This is a genomic window from Myroides sp. C15-4 (assembly GCF_050522745.1).
Taxonomy (GTDB): Bacteria; Bacteroidota; Bacteroidia; order Flavobacteriales; family Flavobacteriaceae; genus Flavobacterium.
Genome location: NZ_JBMVQX010000002.1, coordinates 25,056 through 42,273, shown reverse-complemented (window position 1 = coordinate 42,273; position 17,218 = coordinate 25,056). Strand labels below are relative to the sequence as shown.

At 37.8% G+C, this 17,218-nt stretch carries 19 protein-coding genes; 2 read left to right on the top strand and 17 right to left on the bottom strand.

Translation table 11 applies throughout. The features are described 5' to 3' along the window. Positions 1 to 3: 3 nt before the first annotated feature. The gene (locus ACPDHL_RS01270) at positions 4 to 858 is read left to right on the top strand and encodes a DUF4249 domain-containing protein (RefSeq protein ID WP_430530993.1); all 855 of its coding nucleotides are present in this window, start codon (positions 4 to 6) and stop codon (positions 856 to 858) included. Positions 859 to 979: 121 nt separating this feature from the next. On the opposite strand, the gene recN is transcribed toward ACPDHL_RS01270, so the two are convergent. From recN to ACPDHL_RS01215, 11 genes are all read right to left on the bottom strand, one after another. After that, complete coding sequence (gene recN / locus ACPDHL_RS01265; RefSeq protein WP_430530992.1) at positions 980 to 2,635, bottom strand: DNA repair protein RecN; 1,656 nt, start codon at positions 2,633 to 2,635, stop codon at positions 980 to 982. Positions 2,636 to 2,671: 36 nt separating this feature from the next. Next, positions 2,672 to 3,562 carry a DUF4835 family protein gene (locus ACPDHL_RS01260; protein WP_430530991.1) on the bottom strand — a complete coding sequence of 297 codons (891 nt, stop codon included), beginning with the start codon at positions 3,560 to 3,562 and terminating at the stop codon, positions 2,672 to 2,674. Continuing rightward, the gene (coaBC, locus tag ACPDHL_RS01255) at positions 3,555 to 4,760 is read right to left on the bottom strand and encodes a bifunctional phosphopantothenoylcysteine decarboxylase/phosphopantothenate--cysteine ligase CoaBC (protein ID WP_430530990.1); all 1,206 of its coding nucleotides are present in this window, start codon (positions 4,758 to 4,760) and stop codon (positions 3,555 to 3,557) included. Before coaBC ends, ACPDHL_RS01260 begins: the two co-directional genes overlap by 8 nt. A 13-nt stretch (positions 4,761 to 4,773) precedes the next feature. Further along, positions 4,774 to 5,091 carry a DNA-directed RNA polymerase subunit omega gene (locus tag ACPDHL_RS01250; RefSeq protein ID WP_430530989.1) on the bottom strand — a complete coding sequence of 106 codons (318 nt, stop codon included), beginning with the start codon at positions 5,089 to 5,091 and terminating at the stop codon, positions 4,774 to 4,776. 12 nt (positions 5,092 to 5,103) lie between these two features. After that, positions 5,104 to 5,910 (bottom strand): outer membrane protein assembly factor BamD, encoded by an 807-nt coding sequence (locus ACPDHL_RS01245; RefSeq protein ID WP_430530988.1) that lies wholly within the window; start codon positions 5,908 to 5,910, stop codon positions 5,104 to 5,106. A 147-nt stretch (positions 5,911 to 6,057) separates the two neighbouring features. Continuing rightward, on the bottom strand, positions 6,058 to 6,510 hold the full coding sequence (locus ACPDHL_RS01240; RefSeq protein WP_430530987.1) for a hypothetical protein: 453 nt from the start codon (positions 6,508 to 6,510) through the stop codon (positions 6,058 to 6,060). Positions 6,511 to 6,584: 74 nt separating this feature from the next. After that, positions 6,585 to 7,103 carry a ferritin gene (locus ACPDHL_RS01235; RefSeq protein WP_430530986.1) on the bottom strand — a complete coding sequence of 173 codons (519 nt, stop codon included), beginning with the start codon at positions 7,101 to 7,103 and terminating at the stop codon, positions 6,585 to 6,587. Between the two features lie 4 nt (positions 7,104 to 7,107). Next, positions 7,108 to 7,992, bottom strand: coding sequence for a 4-hydroxy-tetrahydrodipicolinate synthase (gene dapA, locus ACPDHL_RS01230; protein ID WP_430530985.1), 885 nt, complete (start codon positions 7,990 to 7,992; stop codon positions 7,108 to 7,110). A 6-nt stretch (positions 7,993 to 7,998) separates the two neighbouring features. Then, a complete protein-coding gene (locus ACPDHL_RS01225; protein ID WP_430530984.1) occupies positions 7,999 to 8,511 on the bottom strand; it encodes a DUF6913 domain-containing protein in 513 nt (170 codons plus the stop codon). Positions 8,512 to 8,575: 64 nt separating this feature from the next. Then, a complete protein-coding gene (gene ligA / locus ACPDHL_RS01220; protein WP_430530983.1) occupies positions 8,576 to 10,579 on the bottom strand; it encodes an NAD-dependent DNA ligase LigA in 2,004 nt (667 codons plus the stop codon). 9 nt (positions 10,580 to 10,588) lie between these two features. Then, the gene (locus ACPDHL_RS01215; RefSeq protein WP_430530982.1) at positions 10,589 to 11,062 is read right to left on the bottom strand and encodes a DUF6495 family protein; all 474 of its coding nucleotides are present in this window, start codon (positions 11,060 to 11,062) and stop codon (positions 10,589 to 10,591) included. Between the two features lie 159 nt (positions 11,063 to 11,221). Between ACPDHL_RS01215 and ACPDHL_RS01210 the strand changes: the two genes are divergently transcribed. Next, entirely contained in the window at positions 11,222 to 11,692 is a 471-nt protein-coding gene (locus ACPDHL_RS01210) for a DinB family protein (RefSeq protein WP_430530981.1), read from the top strand. A 33-nt stretch (positions 11,693 to 11,725) separates the two neighbouring features. Here the strand turns inward: ACPDHL_RS01210 and ACPDHL_RS01205 are convergent, their stop codons facing one another. The 6 genes from ACPDHL_RS01205 to priA form a co-directional block, all read right to left on the bottom strand. After that, on the bottom strand, positions 11,726 to 12,682 hold the full coding sequence (locus ACPDHL_RS01205) for a helix-turn-helix transcriptional regulator (protein WP_430530980.1): 957 nt from the start codon (positions 12,680 to 12,682) through the stop codon (positions 11,726 to 11,728). Between the two features lie 123 nt (positions 12,683 to 12,805). After that, positions 12,806 to 13,249 (bottom strand): 50S ribosomal protein L9, encoded by a 444-nt coding sequence (rplI, locus tag ACPDHL_RS01200; RefSeq protein ID WP_430530979.1) that lies wholly within the window; start codon positions 13,247 to 13,249, stop codon positions 12,806 to 12,808. 68 nt (positions 13,250 to 13,317) lie between these two features. Further along, a complete protein-coding gene (gene rpsR, locus ACPDHL_RS01195; RefSeq protein WP_002987043.1) occupies positions 13,318 to 13,614 on the bottom strand; it encodes a 30S ribosomal protein S18 in 297 nt (98 codons plus the stop codon). 5 nt (positions 13,615 to 13,619) lie between these two features. Next, positions 13,620 to 13,961 carry a 30S ribosomal protein S6 gene (gene rpsF / locus ACPDHL_RS01190; protein ID WP_002987044.1) on the bottom strand — a complete coding sequence of 114 codons (342 nt, stop codon included), beginning with the start codon at positions 13,959 to 13,961 and terminating at the stop codon, positions 13,620 to 13,622. Between the two features lie 111 nt (positions 13,962 to 14,072). Continuing rightward, positions 14,073 to 14,636, bottom strand: coding sequence for a DMP19 family protein (locus ACPDHL_RS01185; protein WP_430530978.1), 564 nt, complete (start codon positions 14,634 to 14,636; stop codon positions 14,073 to 14,075). A 93-nt stretch (positions 14,637 to 14,729) separates the two neighbouring features. Further along, positions 14,730 to 17,180, bottom strand: coding sequence for a replication restart helicase PriA (gene priA / locus ACPDHL_RS01180; protein WP_430530977.1), 2,451 nt, complete (start codon positions 17,178 to 17,180; stop codon positions 14,730 to 14,732). Positions 17,181 to 17,218 lie beyond the last annotated feature (38 nt).

Here is a 17,218-nt window from a genome sequence, read left to right as displayed (position 1 = left end):
CAAATGAAACGATTATCACCCTATATCTTTATTCTATTTCTCCTATCACTGAGTTCGTGTACAGAGATAATTGACATCGATCTACCCACTGCCGAACCGAGATTGGTGGTAGAAGCCAATTTAGATTTTGAACGCGTTCCAGCTACCGATACGGTCATTCCAGCCTACGTAAAATTAAGCTTAACCACCGATTACTTCAATCCAGAAATCCCCCCAGTAAACAAGGCAGTTGTTTGGGTAGAAGACCCTACAGGTACTAAATTTCCTTTCCTTGAATTGGGAACAACAGGAATCTATTATTCTACTGAAATAGAAAAACCAACCGATGGAGCCGTTTTTAAACTACATATTGAATACGACAACGATATTTACGAAGCAAAAGAACAGTATATTTCAAGTCCTGAGATTCTTGAAATTACGCAAAAAAGAGAAAAGTACTTCAACAAAGATTACTACGTATTGCGCGTATACTATCAGGATACACCGCGTGTGAATGAGAATTTAAATTACTACTATTTACATTATCAGTATGAAAAGAAAGCACCTCAACCACGCGTAGTATCAAACGAATTCTCTATTGGCAATCGCATGGAATCCCTGTATATCGTTGATGAAGATGCTAAACCAGGAGAAAAAGTAGAGATTGAACTCGCACAAATATCGAGAAATTACTACGATTTTGCCATGAGCTTTTTCGATGCCATTAGCAACGGTGGAGGACCTTTTCAAGTGCCAAGTGGTCGAATTATTGGAAATGTAAAAAACATAACCACACCGGAAAAAGAAGCCTTGGGGTACTTCCGAATTATTGAGAAACAAAAAACAACACATACGATCTTCGAACAAGCGAAGCCGTAATAAAAAAAGCGACAATTGTCGCTTTTTTTATGTTTACAGTTGACTGTTTACGGTTCACAGTTGAAAAACTGTACTGAAAAACTGTGCTGAAAAATTGTATTGTAAACTGATTACTGATTGGTTAACTGTTCAACAACTCCTTTGCGTGTTGCAAAGCAGAAGTTGTAATATCTTTTCCTGACAACATTTGAGCAATTTCTTCGATGCGTTGTGCTGGATCTAATTGAATCAATTTTGACGTGGTTGATTCTCCTTCAGAGGCTTTAAACACTTTATAATGTTGATGACCTTTTGCGGCGATTTGCGGTAAGTGCGTAATGGCGAACACCTGCATGAGCGTACTCATATCTTTCATAATGACTCCCATTTTATCTGCTACTTCTCCAGATACCCCTGTATCAATTTCGTCAAAAATAATCGTTGGCAAGTTCGAATAGCGTGCTAAGATTGCTTTAATAGCTAGCATAATACGCGATAATTCCCCTCCTGAAGCGACTTTTTTAAGCAAACCATAATCCATTCCCTTGTTGGCAGAAAACTGCAATTGCATTTGATCCTTTCCGTTGTTTAAATAGTGATCTACTGTTTTAAAATCAAATTGGAAGGTCGCATGTGGCATACCTACTAAAGTTAGAATTTCAACCAATTGATTACGCAATGCTGGAATTGCTTGTTGTCTTGCCTTTGACAATACACCTGCCAATTCATCGAGTTTCACTAACAAAGCTGCAATTTCTTTTTCTACTGCGATAATCTTCTCCTGTACTTCCTCCACTTTAAACACCTTGTCATTCAAACCTGTTTCAATAGCTAGGAGTTCTTCAACCGTATTGACTTGATGCTTTTTCTGTAAGGCGTAGAGCACTTGTAAGCGCTCGTGTACCACAGTTAAACGCTCGGGATCAGATACCACATAGTCTATTTCGCGTTCAATCTCGTTGGCCAAATCAGCCAACTCAATCTCAGCACTCACGACGCGATTGTAAAGTTCTTCATAATCTTTCGAAACCGCTGTCGTTTTTTGGAGGGTTTGTCTCAATTCTTTTAAGCCTTGAATTACCCCCACTTGATCCGCGGTTAAAAGCTGTGTAGCAAGGGCAAAACTCTCGCGTACATGCTCCACATTATTTAATTTTTCGAATTCACTTTCTAGTTCAACCTGATCAATGGTTGACAACTGAACAGCCTCCAATTCTTCTAAAAGAAAAGCATTATAGTCCTGCTCTTTCAGCAATTCTATTTCGTCCTCTCTTAGCTGCTTCAGTGCAGCAAGAGCTGCTTTGTATTTTTTTAGCTGTTTTTGATACTCTTCTAAGGTTTCCTCATTCTTTGCAATGGCGTCAATCACCTTAATTTGATAGGTTTCCTCACTTAATTCACTCGTTTGATGTTGAGAGTGAATATCGAGTAACACCGCACTTAACTCTTGCAAATCAGTAAGATTTACAGGGGAGTCATTGACAAAAGCTCTTGATTTTCCAGAAGGCAATATTTCTCTTCGGATAATAGTTACGGGTTCGTAATCCATATCTAAAAAAGAATACAGTTCTTCTAATTTATAAGGATCAACTCTAAATTGTCCTTCAATCACGCATTTTTCTTCCTTATTCTTCAGTGATCCCAGATCAGCGCGTTTCCCTTGTAGTAGACCCAATGCGCCTAATACAATTGATTTTCCAGCTCCTGTTTCACCAGTAATAATAGAAAAACCTTTAAAAAATTCAATTTCTAAATGATCTATCAATGCGAAGTTTTTTATACTCAAAGAAGTAAGCATAATTCGAGACTATTTTGTTTTACAATGGAAAGATACTTATAAATTATTCCACTTCGAAGCATTTAAGGGAGATATTGCTTGTAATATTTCAACCACACGCTTCTTATTTGGATCGGTAACTCCACTGTATAAATTGACCAATTCCTCTGTTTTTGCATCAAAAAATACGCGTAGCAAGAAGGCATTAGATCGCACGGCATTGTATTGTCTTAAATCATTTAAACCCTGATACACGCCGTTTCTGCCTTCTTCTAATCCTTCGCTCATTGTATCAAGCCCAAGGCGGTGATAATTGTATAGCGCCTCTCTAAAGGGTCTACTAGCACCTGAAGACAAGTCATTCACCAACGCATAACGCGTATTCGTTCCATCACCTTGTTTCCATCCTTTTGCATTCGATTGTTGCGCCATAGAAGCAATAAGTGATGCCTCTTGGTAATACGCTGTACCTCCTTCTTTCGAAAACGTATCGCTATCCATTCCCAAGATGATATTGACATAAAAAGAGACTAAGGAAATTAAGTTGGATTCATAACTTCCTGCACTATAGCGAAGGGGTTCAAATTCTGTATAATTAAAAGAAATATCCTTATCGTTAAAATTCAATACCGGACTTGTATATGTCGTATTGAAAATAGGTCGACCAAATTGAACTTGCAGCGTCCCTGAGACATTGGTGTTATTGTCAAAAGAACTCACTGTCAATAAAAACGTACAATCGATCTTTTCATTGGGATTCACGCGTTGTGAAGTCCAGTTGGTTTGATTCAATAACTCTTTTAAAGACTTTTCTAATGTGCGGAAATAATTTTGATGTGTATTTCCAACTTGTGCAAAATTCACACTCACATTGGCGTTTAATTCTTGCGCTTGGCTCGTACCGATCCAAAGAAAAAAATAAGCGAAAAGTCCAAAAAGTTTATTCATAGTGTTGAATTATTTTGTTGACAATGTCCTGAGCCACTTCCTCTTTTGATTTGAGATCCATGGGTTCTACCGTAAATGCAGCATCGATAAAGGTAACCTTATTCGTTGGTTTTCCAAAACCTGCACCTGTGTCATTTAGCGAATTTAATACAATTAAATCTAGCTTTTTCTTGGTGATTTTTTGCTTGGCATGTTCCACTTCATTTTCCGTTTCTAAGGCAAAACCAACTAGGTATTGGTGTTTTTTTATCGCCCCCAAAGAAGCGAGAATATCGGGGTTTTTATCCATGGTAATGGTAAATTCCTCTGCATTTTTTTTAATTTTTTGGGTGGCTATCTCTTTGGGACGGTAATCTGCTACTGCTGCTGCTGCAACCACTACATCGACTTGATCGAAATAGCGGTGACAAGCCTCGTACATATCGAGGGCAGAAAGCACGTGAACGACCTCCACATGAGCATCCTCAATTTTTTGATTCGTTGGACCACTAACTAAAACCACTTCTCCACCCTGTTTAGCGACTTCTTTGGCGATATCATACCCCATTTTTCCAGAGGAGTGATTTCCAATAAAACGCACAGGATCGATAGGTTCGTATGTAGGTCCAGCCGTAATCAGTACTTTTTTACCTTGAAGGGGTAAATCTTGTGTGAAAGAAGCTTCTAACGTCGACACAATGGTCTCTGGTTCAGCCATTCGTCCTCTTCCAATCAATCCACTAGCTAATTCTCCTTCTTCTGCGGGAATGATCACGTGATTATAGGACGTTAGGGTGGTAAGATTTTTTGCTGTAGAGGGATGAACATACATATCTAAGTCCATAGCAGGCGCTATATAAACAGGACATTTCGCAGACATATACACAGCTAAAAGTAGGTTGTCACATAGTCCATTTGCCATCTTGGCTAATACATTAGCCGTGGCAGGTGCAACGAGCATTACATCGGCCCATAGCGCTAATTCTACGTGATTATTCCATGTTCCTCCTTCTTCTGCATGAAAGAACTCCGTATAAACGGGTCTTTTCGCTAATGTAGAAAGGGTATAAGGAGTGACAAATTGATGAGAAGCAGGTGTCATGATCACTTGAACCTCGGCACCTGCTTTAATTAGTAAACGTACTAAACCTGCCGTTTTATAAGCGGCAATTCCACCAGTTATTCCTAGTAATATTTTTTTTCCGCTTAACACTGACATATGATAGTATATGTTATTTGTTAACTTCTTTGTATGAAATTTTTCCTTCCAACCATTCTTCAACTGCTAATGCTTGTGCTTTAGGCAGTTTTTCGTAGAACTTTGATACTTCAATTTGTTCTTTGTTTTCAAAAACTTCATCTAAGCTATCATTATTCGTAGCGAACTCCTCTAGCTTATCGATCAATTCGTTTTTGATTTCAACGTTGATTTGACTAGCTCTTTTTGCAATAATAGTAATAGCTTCATAGATATTACCAGTTGGCTCTTCAATTTTACTTTTGTTGTAAGTAATTGTGTTTACTGGAGCAGTTGTTTTCTTTAAATCCATTTTACGCTTCGATTATTTTGAAATTTTTTGTAATTCTGTGTTTATATCTTCAAGCATGTCATCTGCTTTCTCTTTGTATTTAGTTTCGTCGTTAAATCGCAACAAGGCGTCGTACATACCTTTCGCATTATTTAATCGCTCTTCTAATCTACTGTATACGCTGTTCATTGCTAATTTATAGGCCGAATCCAATTTGTAAAACAACGCTTCTTCCTTATATTCTGTTCCAGGATAGTCGTAGATAAAATTATCCAATGCCACAATTGCAGCCCCATAGTTTCGCGTATACGGTCCAATGGTATTCAACTGTTTTGCATTTTCAAATGCCTTTTTCTCCAACTTTTTATTCATCTGACTCATGATTGAATTGGCTTCAAAAATAAAATCAGAACCTGGATATTGGTCAATAAACTTTTGTAACTTATTGATTGTTGTATTAGTAATCGTTTGATCCAAAGAATAAACAGGAGATAATTCTACCCCACATTTAATTTCTTTTAGCAAAGCTTCCTCTCTTTTCTCACTTCTAGGATACGTAGCAGCGAATAGCTTAAATCGCTCTGCGGCTGTCATGTATTCTTTCGTCAAATAAGTTGCCTCTGCAAAGTTGAAATACAAATCCTCATAGTCTGGTCGACCTCTAAACGAAGTCTCTACTTGTTCATATAATCGGATAGCTTTTCTATACTTTTGTTGTTCATAATATTGATTTGCAACTTTAGATTTAAATTCCAAATCTTCTGATTTCATAGCTTTTTGCAAAGGAGAACACCCTACAAAAGTTAACGCTAAAAGAGATAATCCGACGTATTTTTTCATTTCGTTTATTCGGTATTAAACAATCACTGCTTGAGTTATTGCACTTCAAAAGCAACTGCAAATTTAGTTATATAATTGCATTATACAAAAACCTTTCTTTGCTAAAAAGAAAAAAAGGTCTTTTTTGTTTTATTTTAACAGGATATTTTAGTAACCCGCTGATTCTTTTTCACTTATAACTACACCTTTGTCTAGCCAATCCGTCCAGTAGGCTTTGTCCTCTATGGAGAGAAAATATGTTCGATCTGAGGTTTTTACGCACAAGAAATTACCTGAATCATTGAATGTATAAGCCGATCGCTTGCGAAATCTACGATAACCATAACCACCGAACTTCCCTGTATAATCCAAGTTTTCTAAGCTGATTTCTTGAATTGTATCCAAGGGAATTTCCTTTTTTTTACGTACGCCAAATACAAGCGACGTAGCAGTATGACCAATCGTATAATCAAAAGAAACGGTGTACAGGTAGATCGCTAGTACAAGAATAAGTATACTACCTAAGAACCAATAGTCTTCAGTTACAAGACTAAAAAAAATCAACATAGCGCAAACAAAAAAAACAATAAACTTGGCCGACTTTTGTTTGTAAATATTCATTTTTTCGCTATACATATCGCTAAGATAAAGATAAAAAGATGCCTTTCGGCATCTTTTTACGTCTGTTTATACTATTAAGCCGTAGTAGCAGTTGCGCCTGCATCTCCTCTAAAGCTCTTCATGTCATTGTCGAATAAATAAAGTCCACCTTTATCATCTCCAATCAGGTTGATCTTATCTAAAATCGTACGGGCTGTTGCTTCTTCTTCAATTTGTTCTGATACATACCACTGTAAGAAATTGTGTGTAGCATAATCGCGTTCTTCCAAAGCAATGTGCACTAATTCATTAATACTCTTAGACACGAATACTTCGTGTGCAAAAAGTTGAGTAAAAAGCGTTTTAAATGAAGCGTAATCCAATTCAGGTTTTGCTACTGCTGGAATGGTTGCTTCTCCTCCTCTTTGATTGATATACTTAACTAATTTAAGCATATGGGTGCGCTCTTCGTTTGATTGATCATACATAAAAGAAGCGATTCCTTCAAATCCTTGAACTTCCGCCCAAGTTGCCATCGCTAAATAAATTTGAGATGAATCTCCTTCTATTTTAATCTGTCCGTTTAAAGCATCTTGCAATTTTTTCGATAACATAATTTTACTTTTTGAGTTTACTATATTCTTTTTCTATTCGCTGTTCTAAATCTTGGTCTACAGCAACCAAAGGCAATCGCAATTCATTAGCCATCACCCCTGCCTTCGTCAACACAGCTTTGATACCTGCAGGATTTCCTTGTTCGAAAATGAGATCAATGATAGGCATCATTTGGTATTGCAAGTCAAAAGCAGCTTTGATATTTCCTTCTAATCCCAAGCGGATCATGGAAGAAAATGGTTGCGGAATTCCTTGTCCAATCACAGAGATCACACCTGCACCTCCTGCCAATACAAGTGGCAAAGCAATGGCATCATCTCCAGAGATAACCAAGAAGTCCTTTCGAGTCGATTGTCTAATCAACTCCATCCCTTGTACAATATCACCTGCTGCTTCTTTAATTCCCACAATAGTTGAAAATTCATTTGCTAAGCGGATAACCGTTTTAGGACTTATATTACTTCCTGTGCGTCCAGGTACATTGTATAATAAAATAGGCAAGCTACTCTTTTGCGCAATTGCCTTGAAATGTTGATAAATCCCTTCTTGTGTAGGTTTGTTGTAATAGGGTGAAACCGATAAAATCGCATCAAATCCCGCTAAATTATCAGGATTCAATTCTTCAATTACTTGAGCCGTATTATTGCCTCCCACACCTAAAACTAACGGTAATTTTCCTGCATTCGCTTGCTTAACAGTCTGCTTCACTAACTCCTTTTCCTCTTTAGTCAACGTAGCAGATTCTCCCGTTGTTCCCAAAACAACAAGATATTCTACTCCTCCTTGAGTGACATAATGCACTAAGTTTTGCAGTGCATCAACATCTACAGACTGATCTTTTTTAAATGGAGTTACCAAAGCAACTCCTGTACCTTTTAGCGATTGCATATTCGTTTATTTCGTTTTAAAAATAGTTATATAATTTAGTAAATGTTTGATATAAGCTGTTGCTTGTAGCTCCTGCATATCCAAACTAAAGTGATTGATTCGCGGCGTTACTGTGGCTATTCCAACTTTAAACTTCGCCTTCGATTTTGCACTCACCCATAGTAAAGGTACAATATCTTTTGCGTAAAAATTAATCAACAAGTCAAAAGGTTGCTCAATGAATTTTTTTACTTCTTGATTTTGAACATCGCCAATGATGCTAAAATCCTTCAAACTAAAGGAAGGATCTTGCAATTGCTTTGCCCCTGTCAATCCCGTATAAACCAACACATGAATCTGCTCTACTACTGCACCGTTTTGACGGAGGGACTGAATTAATTCATCCACTTTCGATACTTCACTTTTTTCGATTAGTATCCCGATCGTTCGCAAGGGAAAGTCATAATTTGACTCCATCCCTTTCAACGACGCTTTATTAATCGCTTTTTTTAATGTTTTCTTTTTGAAAGTACTAAACATAATTCTTTGATAAGAAGTAAAGTTAGAAAAAGCGCAATAATAAACTAGCTACTTTAACAACAAATTATTTAATCAACGTTAAAAATTCTTCTTCAGTCAAAATCGTTATTCCCAATTGATTGGCTTTTTCCAATTTTGCAGGTCCCATTTTGTCTCCAGCCACCACATAATCTGTTTTGGAGCTAATTGAACTTCCATTTTTACCCCCGTGATCTTCGATCATTTGCTTTAATTCATCTCGACTCACTTGCGTAAATACACCTGAAACAACAATCGTTTTCCCTTTTAGAACATCTGACACAACCGTTGATTCTTTTTCTTCCAGCACCATTTGAACACCATGCGCCTTCAAGCGTTCAATGGTTTGTTTGTTGATGTCATTGCTAAAGAAATCAATCACACTTTGCGCAATGCGTTCGCCAATTTCATCAACCGTCATCATTTCCAACATGGGTGCGACAGCTAAAGCATCAATGGATTTATAGTGATTGGCCAACTTTTTAGCTACCGTTTCTCCAACAAAGCGAATGCCTAAAGCGTATAGCACGCGTTCAAAAGGAATAGCCTTTGACGCTTCAATTCCCTTGATTAGGTTATCAGCCGACTTTTCAGCCATGCGCTCTAAAGGCATGACATCTTCTTTTTTCAACTCATAGAGATCCGCATAATCTTTGATCAACCCGCTTTTGTATAGCAATACGACCGTTTCTTCTCCTAGTCCTTCAATATCCATGGCTTTACGCGAGATATAGTGTTGGATTCGCCCTGCAATTTGCGGTGGACATCCATAGACATTGGGGCAATAATGTTGCGCTTCTCCTTTGTTTCGCTTTAAAGGGGTATCGCATTCTGGACAAGTTGTAATATAGCTTGTAGGTTGAGAATCACTAGAGCGAACTGCGGTATTGACCCCTACAATTTTAGGAATAATCTCTCCTCCTTTTTCTACGTACACATAATCGCCCACGCGAATATCTAATTTTGCAATTTGATCGGCATTGTGCAAGGAAGCACGACGAACCGTAGTTCCAGCCAATTGAACTGGTGCCAAGTTTGCCACTGGTGTAATCGCTCCAGTACGTCCGACTTGATATACAATCGACTCCAATAGCGTTTCGCCTTGTTCAGCTTTAAATTTATAAGCAATAGCCCAACGCGGAGACTTAGACGTAAATCCAAGTTCATCCTGGTAGTGTAGTGAATTTACTTTAACCACAACCCCATCCGTTTCGTAAGGCAAATTATGACGGTGTACATCCCAATAGGCAATAAACTCCAATACTTCCTCTATGCTTTTGGCCAATTTAGAAACCGCAGGTACTTTAAACCCCCACTGACGTGCTTTTTCCAATCCTTCGTATTGGGTTTCAAACCCCAAGTCGGATCCAGTTATATTATACAACAAACATTCCAAAGGTCGTTTAGCAACTTCCGCACTATCTTGCAATTTCAAACTTCCTGCCGCTGTATTTCTGGGATTCGCATACGGCGTTTCTCCAATTTCAATTAACTCTTGATTCATGCGTGCAAATCCAGCAAAAGGCAAAATAATTTCGCCTCGGATATCAAAACTCTTCGGATAATCCATTCCTTTTAATCGAATAGGTACTGATCTTATCGTTTTGATATTGTTCGTTACATCATCCCCTTGAATACCATCCCCACGGGTAACCGCACGCACAAGTACTCCATCTTCGTAGGTGATGCTAATTGAGGCTCCATCATACTTCAACTCACACGTATACTCCACAGGAACATCGCCCAACATTTTTTGTACGCGTTTTTCCCAATCCAACAAATCTTCTTGAGAATAAGAATTGTCCAACGAATACATGCGGTTGCGGTGTACAACAGTTTCGAAATTTTTCGTTACCATTCCCCCTACGCGTTGTGTAGGTGAATCTGCATCAAAAAACTCTGGGTGCTTCAATTCTAACGCCTCTAATTCTTTCAGTTTTTGATCAAATTCAAAATCGGAAATAGTAGCGTTATCTAGCACATAATAGTTGTAATTATGCTCGTTCAATTCCGTTCTAAGGGCTTCAATTTTATTTTTCACTTCCGACATACCACCCGTTTATAGATTCAACATTTCTTTAAATTGGCTATACAATACGCCATCACTCAAAATTGCCCCCTGACGGATAATATCAAAAATTTCAGCATTGCGATCCGCACCGAAATTCTTTCCGCCGTGTTTCACTTCCACTTCTGCTGTAAAAACCGCCTCAGACAACCATTGCAACCCTTCTTGAGTTAAGAAATCGATATCTTGTTGCAACGTCTTAATCACAATGGTATTGATGGTTTGCTCATCAAAACCAAATAAGAAAATATGGTTTTTGGAGTAGTGCTCCATATACTGTGCTTTAGACAAAACACCTTCCCATATTAAATCCGAAAAAACATCCAATTCTTGTTCAGCAATCGCTGGACTTTCTTCTTTTATCTTATCCCATTCGTTTTTATCGATTTGCTGTGCAGCTAAAAAATTTACAAATTCCGGATGTAACTCCTCAAATTGCTCTTTTGTCAGACGAGAATACTTCATAATAATTTCTTTGAAAGACAAAAATACTAATTATAAAATGGATTTTTTTATTTCCTTTGTTAAGCCGATTAAAAAAAAATGCTCTTGCAAACCTACTGACAAACCGCTGTCAATCCCTCCGCTTACATTTGCTGTATAACAAAGTAAAATACACGACAAATGAGTACTACAATTATTTCCAATGCCCAGCTTTTACAGCACTGGCAAGGTCAAAGAGGTTTAACAAGAAGAGTAATCGAAGCTTTTCCAGAAACGGATTTATTTAATTTCACCCTTGGTGGTATGCGTCCTTTTTCGGCTATGTGTGCCGAACTAATCGCTATTGCCGTACCGTCTTTACAGTCCATTACTTCCGATCAAATAACAAAATTTGACGAAAAACCAACCTTTCAATCTAAAGCAGAACTTTTAAAACAATGGGATACAGATACAGTAAAGATCAACGAATTGTTTCCCCTGATATCAGATGCACAATTTCAAAAAAATTTTGTGTTATTTGGTGAATACGATTTAAAAATCCAACAGCATATCTTTTACTTCATTGACAATGAAGTTCACCATCGTGGACAAGCGTATGTTTATCTACGTGCTTTGGGAATTGAACCTCCTTTTTTCTGGGAGACCTTTTAACAAACCAAGTCCTTTCAATGCGTTGAGGGGACTTTATTTTTTGTGCTTTAACAAGCTAGTAGTCAGTAGTTTTTCGACTTTCTCCTGCAATTCCACAGGTTGCAAAATCTCAGCTTGATCGGCAAACATCAAAAACCAACGGGGAAATCCATTGTCCAAATCTTTCATCTTAAAGTGCATTTCTACCTGTTCTCCACGATCTACTTCTTCGACAAACCCGTAGTACTTGCGATCCCAAACCAAATAGGAAGCCATGTGTTTATCTACCAAAATACGCACCTCTACGTTTTGCTCCACCACTTTTTTAGGCAAATAGAACTCTAATTCCCTGTGTACTTGTGTAAAAACAGCATCCAAAAGTTGAATGGATTGAATGCGATCTGATCGAAACTGACGGTAAGACTCACGCAAATGACAGTACGCCATAAAATACCAAAAGCTATTTTCATAGAACACGCCAATAGGCTCTAAAATTCGAGTAGTTGCTTCTTTTTCTGTTCCATTAACATACACCAAGCGCACTTGTTGCTTGAGGGAAATACTTTTAAAAAGCGTAGCTAAGACGGAAGGAACTTTTTTATTGAAGATTGTTTTATCGGAACGCATCACAATAGAAGGTGCAATGCCTGATACTTCTTCTTTTTGAGTGGAACGCAACACCGCTTTCATCTTAAACAAAGCCGATGTAAAGTGATCATTTAACTCCTGATCTACATAGACCTGCATAATTTTCTCCGCTGCTGCAAAACTCAACGCTTCTTCTCTTGTGAATAAAGTTGGCGGTATCTTATACCCGTCAACAATAGCATACCCAACTCCAGCCTCCCCATAGATAGGCACTCCTGCTTGCTCCAATGAGCGAATATCGCGGTAAATAGTACGCAAACTCACTTCGAATCGATCTGCCAATTCCTGAGCCGTAACAATAGGCTTGGATTGCAAATGAATAAAGATACTGAGAATGCGATCAAATCGTTTTTTTATATCCATGCTTTAGTAGAAATGGGTGATGAGAAATGGGTGATGCGTTATGACAAGCATACAAAACAATTATACGCTAAACTAAAAAAGCCTTCCAGAGGAAGGCTTTTTATATTATTTCATTCAAATGAATTACTCTTGTTCAGCGATTACTTCGTAATCAACTTCAACAATTACGTCACGGTGTAAACGTACTGTTGCAGCATATTTACCTAAACGTTTGATAACTCCAGAAGCGATGAATTTTCTATCGATCTCTTGTCCGTTTTTAGCAAATACTTCAGCTAAATCTTGGTTTGTTACCGAACCAAACAATTTATCTCCACCAGCTTTAACAGCGATTTTGATTTCAATTGCTTTTAATGCTTCAGCTACAACTTTAGCATCAGCGATTAATTTAGCTTCTTTGTGCGCTCTTTGCTTTAAGTTTTCAGCTAATACTTTCTTTGCAGAAGGAGTAGCTAAAACTGCAAGTCCTTGAGGAATTAAGTAGTTACGTCCGTATCCTGGTTTTACAGTTACTACGTCATCTTTAAATCCTAATTTTTGAACGTCTTGTTTTAAGATAATTTCCATGTTGATGTCCTTTTTAATAAGAAGTTAGGTTTCTAAGTTGAAAACCAACAACTTGTTTTTGTATTATATTATTTTAATAAATCCGCTACGTATGGCATTAAAGCTAAGTGACGAGCTCTTTTTACCGCTACAGAAACTTTTCTTTGGTATTTCAAAGAAGTTCCAGTTAAACGACGAGGTAAGATTTTACCTTGCTCGTTAACGAATTTTAATAAGAAATCAGCATCTTTATAATCGATGTATTTGATTCCTGATTTTTTGAAACGACAATACTTTTTAGTTTTGTTTGTTTCTATGTTTAAAGGCGTTAGATATCTGATATCTCCGTCTTTTTTTCCTTTTGCAGATTGCTCAATAGTTGACATAATAATTAAGCTTTTTTAGATTTTAATTTTTCTCTTCTTCTCTCAGCCCAAGATATAGCGTGTTTATCTAAAGCAACAGTTAAGAAACGCATAACTCTCTCGTCACGTCTGAATTCTGTTTCAAGGTTGATGATTACATCTCCAGCAACTTTGTACTCAAACAAGTGATAAAAACCACTTTTCTTGTGTTGGATTTCGTAAGCTAATTTTTTTAAGCCCCAATCCTCTTTAGCTACCATTTCAGCTCCTCTTGATGTAAGAAATTCTTCGAATTTCTGTACTGTTTCCTTTACCTGAGTTTCAGATAAAACGGGATTCAAGATGAAAACAGTTTCGTATTGATTCATAAAATAAAAATTTATTTTGTTATAAAATTGAGTGCAAAAATAGTACTTTATATAACATCTACCAAAGTTTTTTTGGTTTTATTTTGAACTAGTGTTTCCTTTTATAGAAAACTACTCGCGTTCTACTTTTTTACCCAACAATTGCTCTGCATAGTCATACATTTCATCAATGGATAAAGCTACTAGTTCGGGATGTTGTTTCAACCAATTGGCATTTAATTCGATCAAGTCTTCTTCTATTTTAAAGAAATCATCGTCATTTAAAATATCGCGGGTTGGGTTGCTTCCGAAGTAATCGCTTTCAATAAAGGCTTCTAGCACTACCTCATCCATATTTTCCAATACCTCTAACCTTTTTTTCAACAAAGCCAGGTGTTCTTTTGATCCCATTTTTTCCAATCCTTCGATAATCCAATCGATCAATTCTAAATCTGCTCCTGTATTGTACACAAACTGAGAAAAGTTTCCATTTTCATACTGAGACAAATAATAATCGACATAGTAGCTTAAAAAAGCATCATGTGGAATTAATTCATCAACGCGGTCTTCTTCTGGATCTTCGGTTTCAGCTTCTTCGCGAATTAAATTGATGAAGGTAATATTCGAATAGATGATGTCATAATTATCTTGACTTTCTCTTGCGTCTTTTGACACTACAATTTTGGGTTGACTCATTTCCTTTTGTTTTTAAAATCTTAGTCCAAGCTACAAAAATACAACTTAACCTCCATAAAAAAAGAGCGATAAATCGCTCTCCTATCTTTATTGCTAATAAAAATCTACATTGGCCACTACATGAACCGAACGATAAGCTCCGATAGATTCAAAACTCTTGAGGATTCGCCTTACTTGTCCTTTGGTTTGATTCAACATCACTTGTTGTGGTATTTTAATTAAAATCACGCGAATATACTGGTTTCGAATGCGGTTAATCGCGGGCTCTTCTGGTCCTAAAACAGGAATTCCCAATTGCCCTTTGAGGTTGTTGTACAACCAAAAGGAAGCTTCTCTTAATTTCTCAAAATCGCGGTGTTTTAAGGTCAAGCGAATTAAGCGGTAAAAAGGCGGATATTGAAAGTTATGACGTTCGTACATCTGCTCCTTATACATCGACTTATAATCGTAATTAGTTACCTGCTGAATGATATTGTGATAGGGATTAAACGTTTGAATGATTACTTTTCCTTTCTTATCAAATCGACCTGAACGCCCTGCTATTTGCGTCATCATTTGAAAGGCGCGTTCGTGTGCTCTAAAATCAGGGTGATACAAGCTGTTATCCGCATTCATAATCCCTACCAAATTGACATTGTCAAAATCAAATCCCTTGGCTAACATTTGCGTTCCCACCAAAATATCGATTTGTCTATTTTCAAAGGATTCAATCAACTTTTCATAGGCATATTTCCCCCTTGTTGTATCTTGATCCATGCGCGCAATGCGCTTGTTGGGAAACAGTTCTCTCAACTCTTCTTCTACTTGTTCCGTTCCGAATCCCTTTGTATTCAAATCAACGCTGTGGCAACGCACGCATTGTTTAGGCATAGGTAAGGTATGCCCACAGTAATGGCAACGCAATTCATTGCGGTACTTGTGGTAGGTTAAACTCACATCACAATGTGGGCATTCGGGAACAGCTCCACAAGTCATACATTCCACCACAGGTGAAAATCCCCTTCTATTTTGAAAGAGAATCACTTGTTCTTCTAAAGACAAAGCCTGATTTATTTCATCAATCAAGTGATCTGAAAAATGCCCTGTCATTTGTTTGCGCTTGTACTTGTCTTTGATATCTACTAAAACAATATCAGGTAGCAATACATTGGTATAGCGCTTGGTCAACGCTACAAGTCCGTATTTTTTTTGATGAGCGTTGTAGTAACTTTCTAAGCTTGGTGTAGCGGAGCCCATCAACACTTTCGCTTTGTGTTGCATGGCCAGCACAACTGCGGCATCTCTTCCGTGATAGCGAGGAGCGGGATCGTGTTGTTTATAATTGGAATCGTGTTCCTCGTCAATGACAACCAATCGCAAATCTTGAAAAGGCAAGAAAACAGACAAACGCGTCCCAAGGATCACTTTTGCTTTTTCTGACTGTTGTAAGACTTGGTTCCACACTTCTAAACGCTCGTTGTGGGAGTATCGTGAATGATACACTGCCACTTGATTGCCAAAATAAGCAGTTAAACGCTGTACCAACTGGGTGCTAATGCCTACTTCAGGCAATAGAAACAACACTTGGCCTTCTTGTGCTACATATTTTTCGATGAGTTTGATGTATACTTCGGTCTTACCAGAAGCAGTAACCCCATGCAACAACACCACCTCTTTTTCTTTGAATTGTTGTTCGATTTCCCAAAGTGCCTTGCTTTGCTCATCGGTTAATTGAATCGCATCAGAAGAGGCCTCATCAAACACCACGCGATCGTGATTCATATAGTAAGACTCAAAAACCCCCTTTTCTAGTAATCCATTGACAATTGCCTGACTACTATCACCTTCTTCAATGAGTTGCTTTACGCTAATCGGTTTCTTTTGAACCGCTTGTAATTGAAAGTATTTTAAAACCAATTCGCGTTGCTTCGCTGCACGACTAACAACTTCCATGAGTTTAGTCAAGCCGTCTTCCTGCGTGTAGGCTTCGCTCAAACGCACATAGCGAATTTGCTTGGGCTTGTATTTTTCGACCATCTCTTCTTGCAACAAAATGGCTCCTTTGGTCAATAAACTATTGATCACAGGAAAAACTTGCTTGCGATTGAGAATAGCGATGACTTCATCTAATTTGAGGATAGATTGAATCTGCATGGCTTCATACAGCAAATACTCTGCATCATCCAAATCAGCTGATTCAATAGTTGCTTTATCGTTCCATTGAATAATAGTTTCACTTTCCAACAACAAACGCGAAGGCATAGCTCCTTTGTATACATCACCAAGTGTACACATATAATAGTCTGCCAACCACTGCCAAAACTTAATTTGACCTGGGGTTACAACAGGTTCAATATCAATAATTTCGTGAATATCTTTTGCTTCGTATAAAGCGGGCTGTCGATGGTGTTTCTCAACCACCAAGGCCGTATAAACTTTGTTTCGCCCGAAAGGCACGGCTACGCGCATTCCAATTTGAATAAAATCAAATTCGACCTCGTTAATTCGATAGGTAAACGTTGGATCTAAAGCTAAAGGCACAATGACCTCAACAAAGTAATGCATGAATGGATTTGTTAATCACAACAAAGACGGACGCCTTT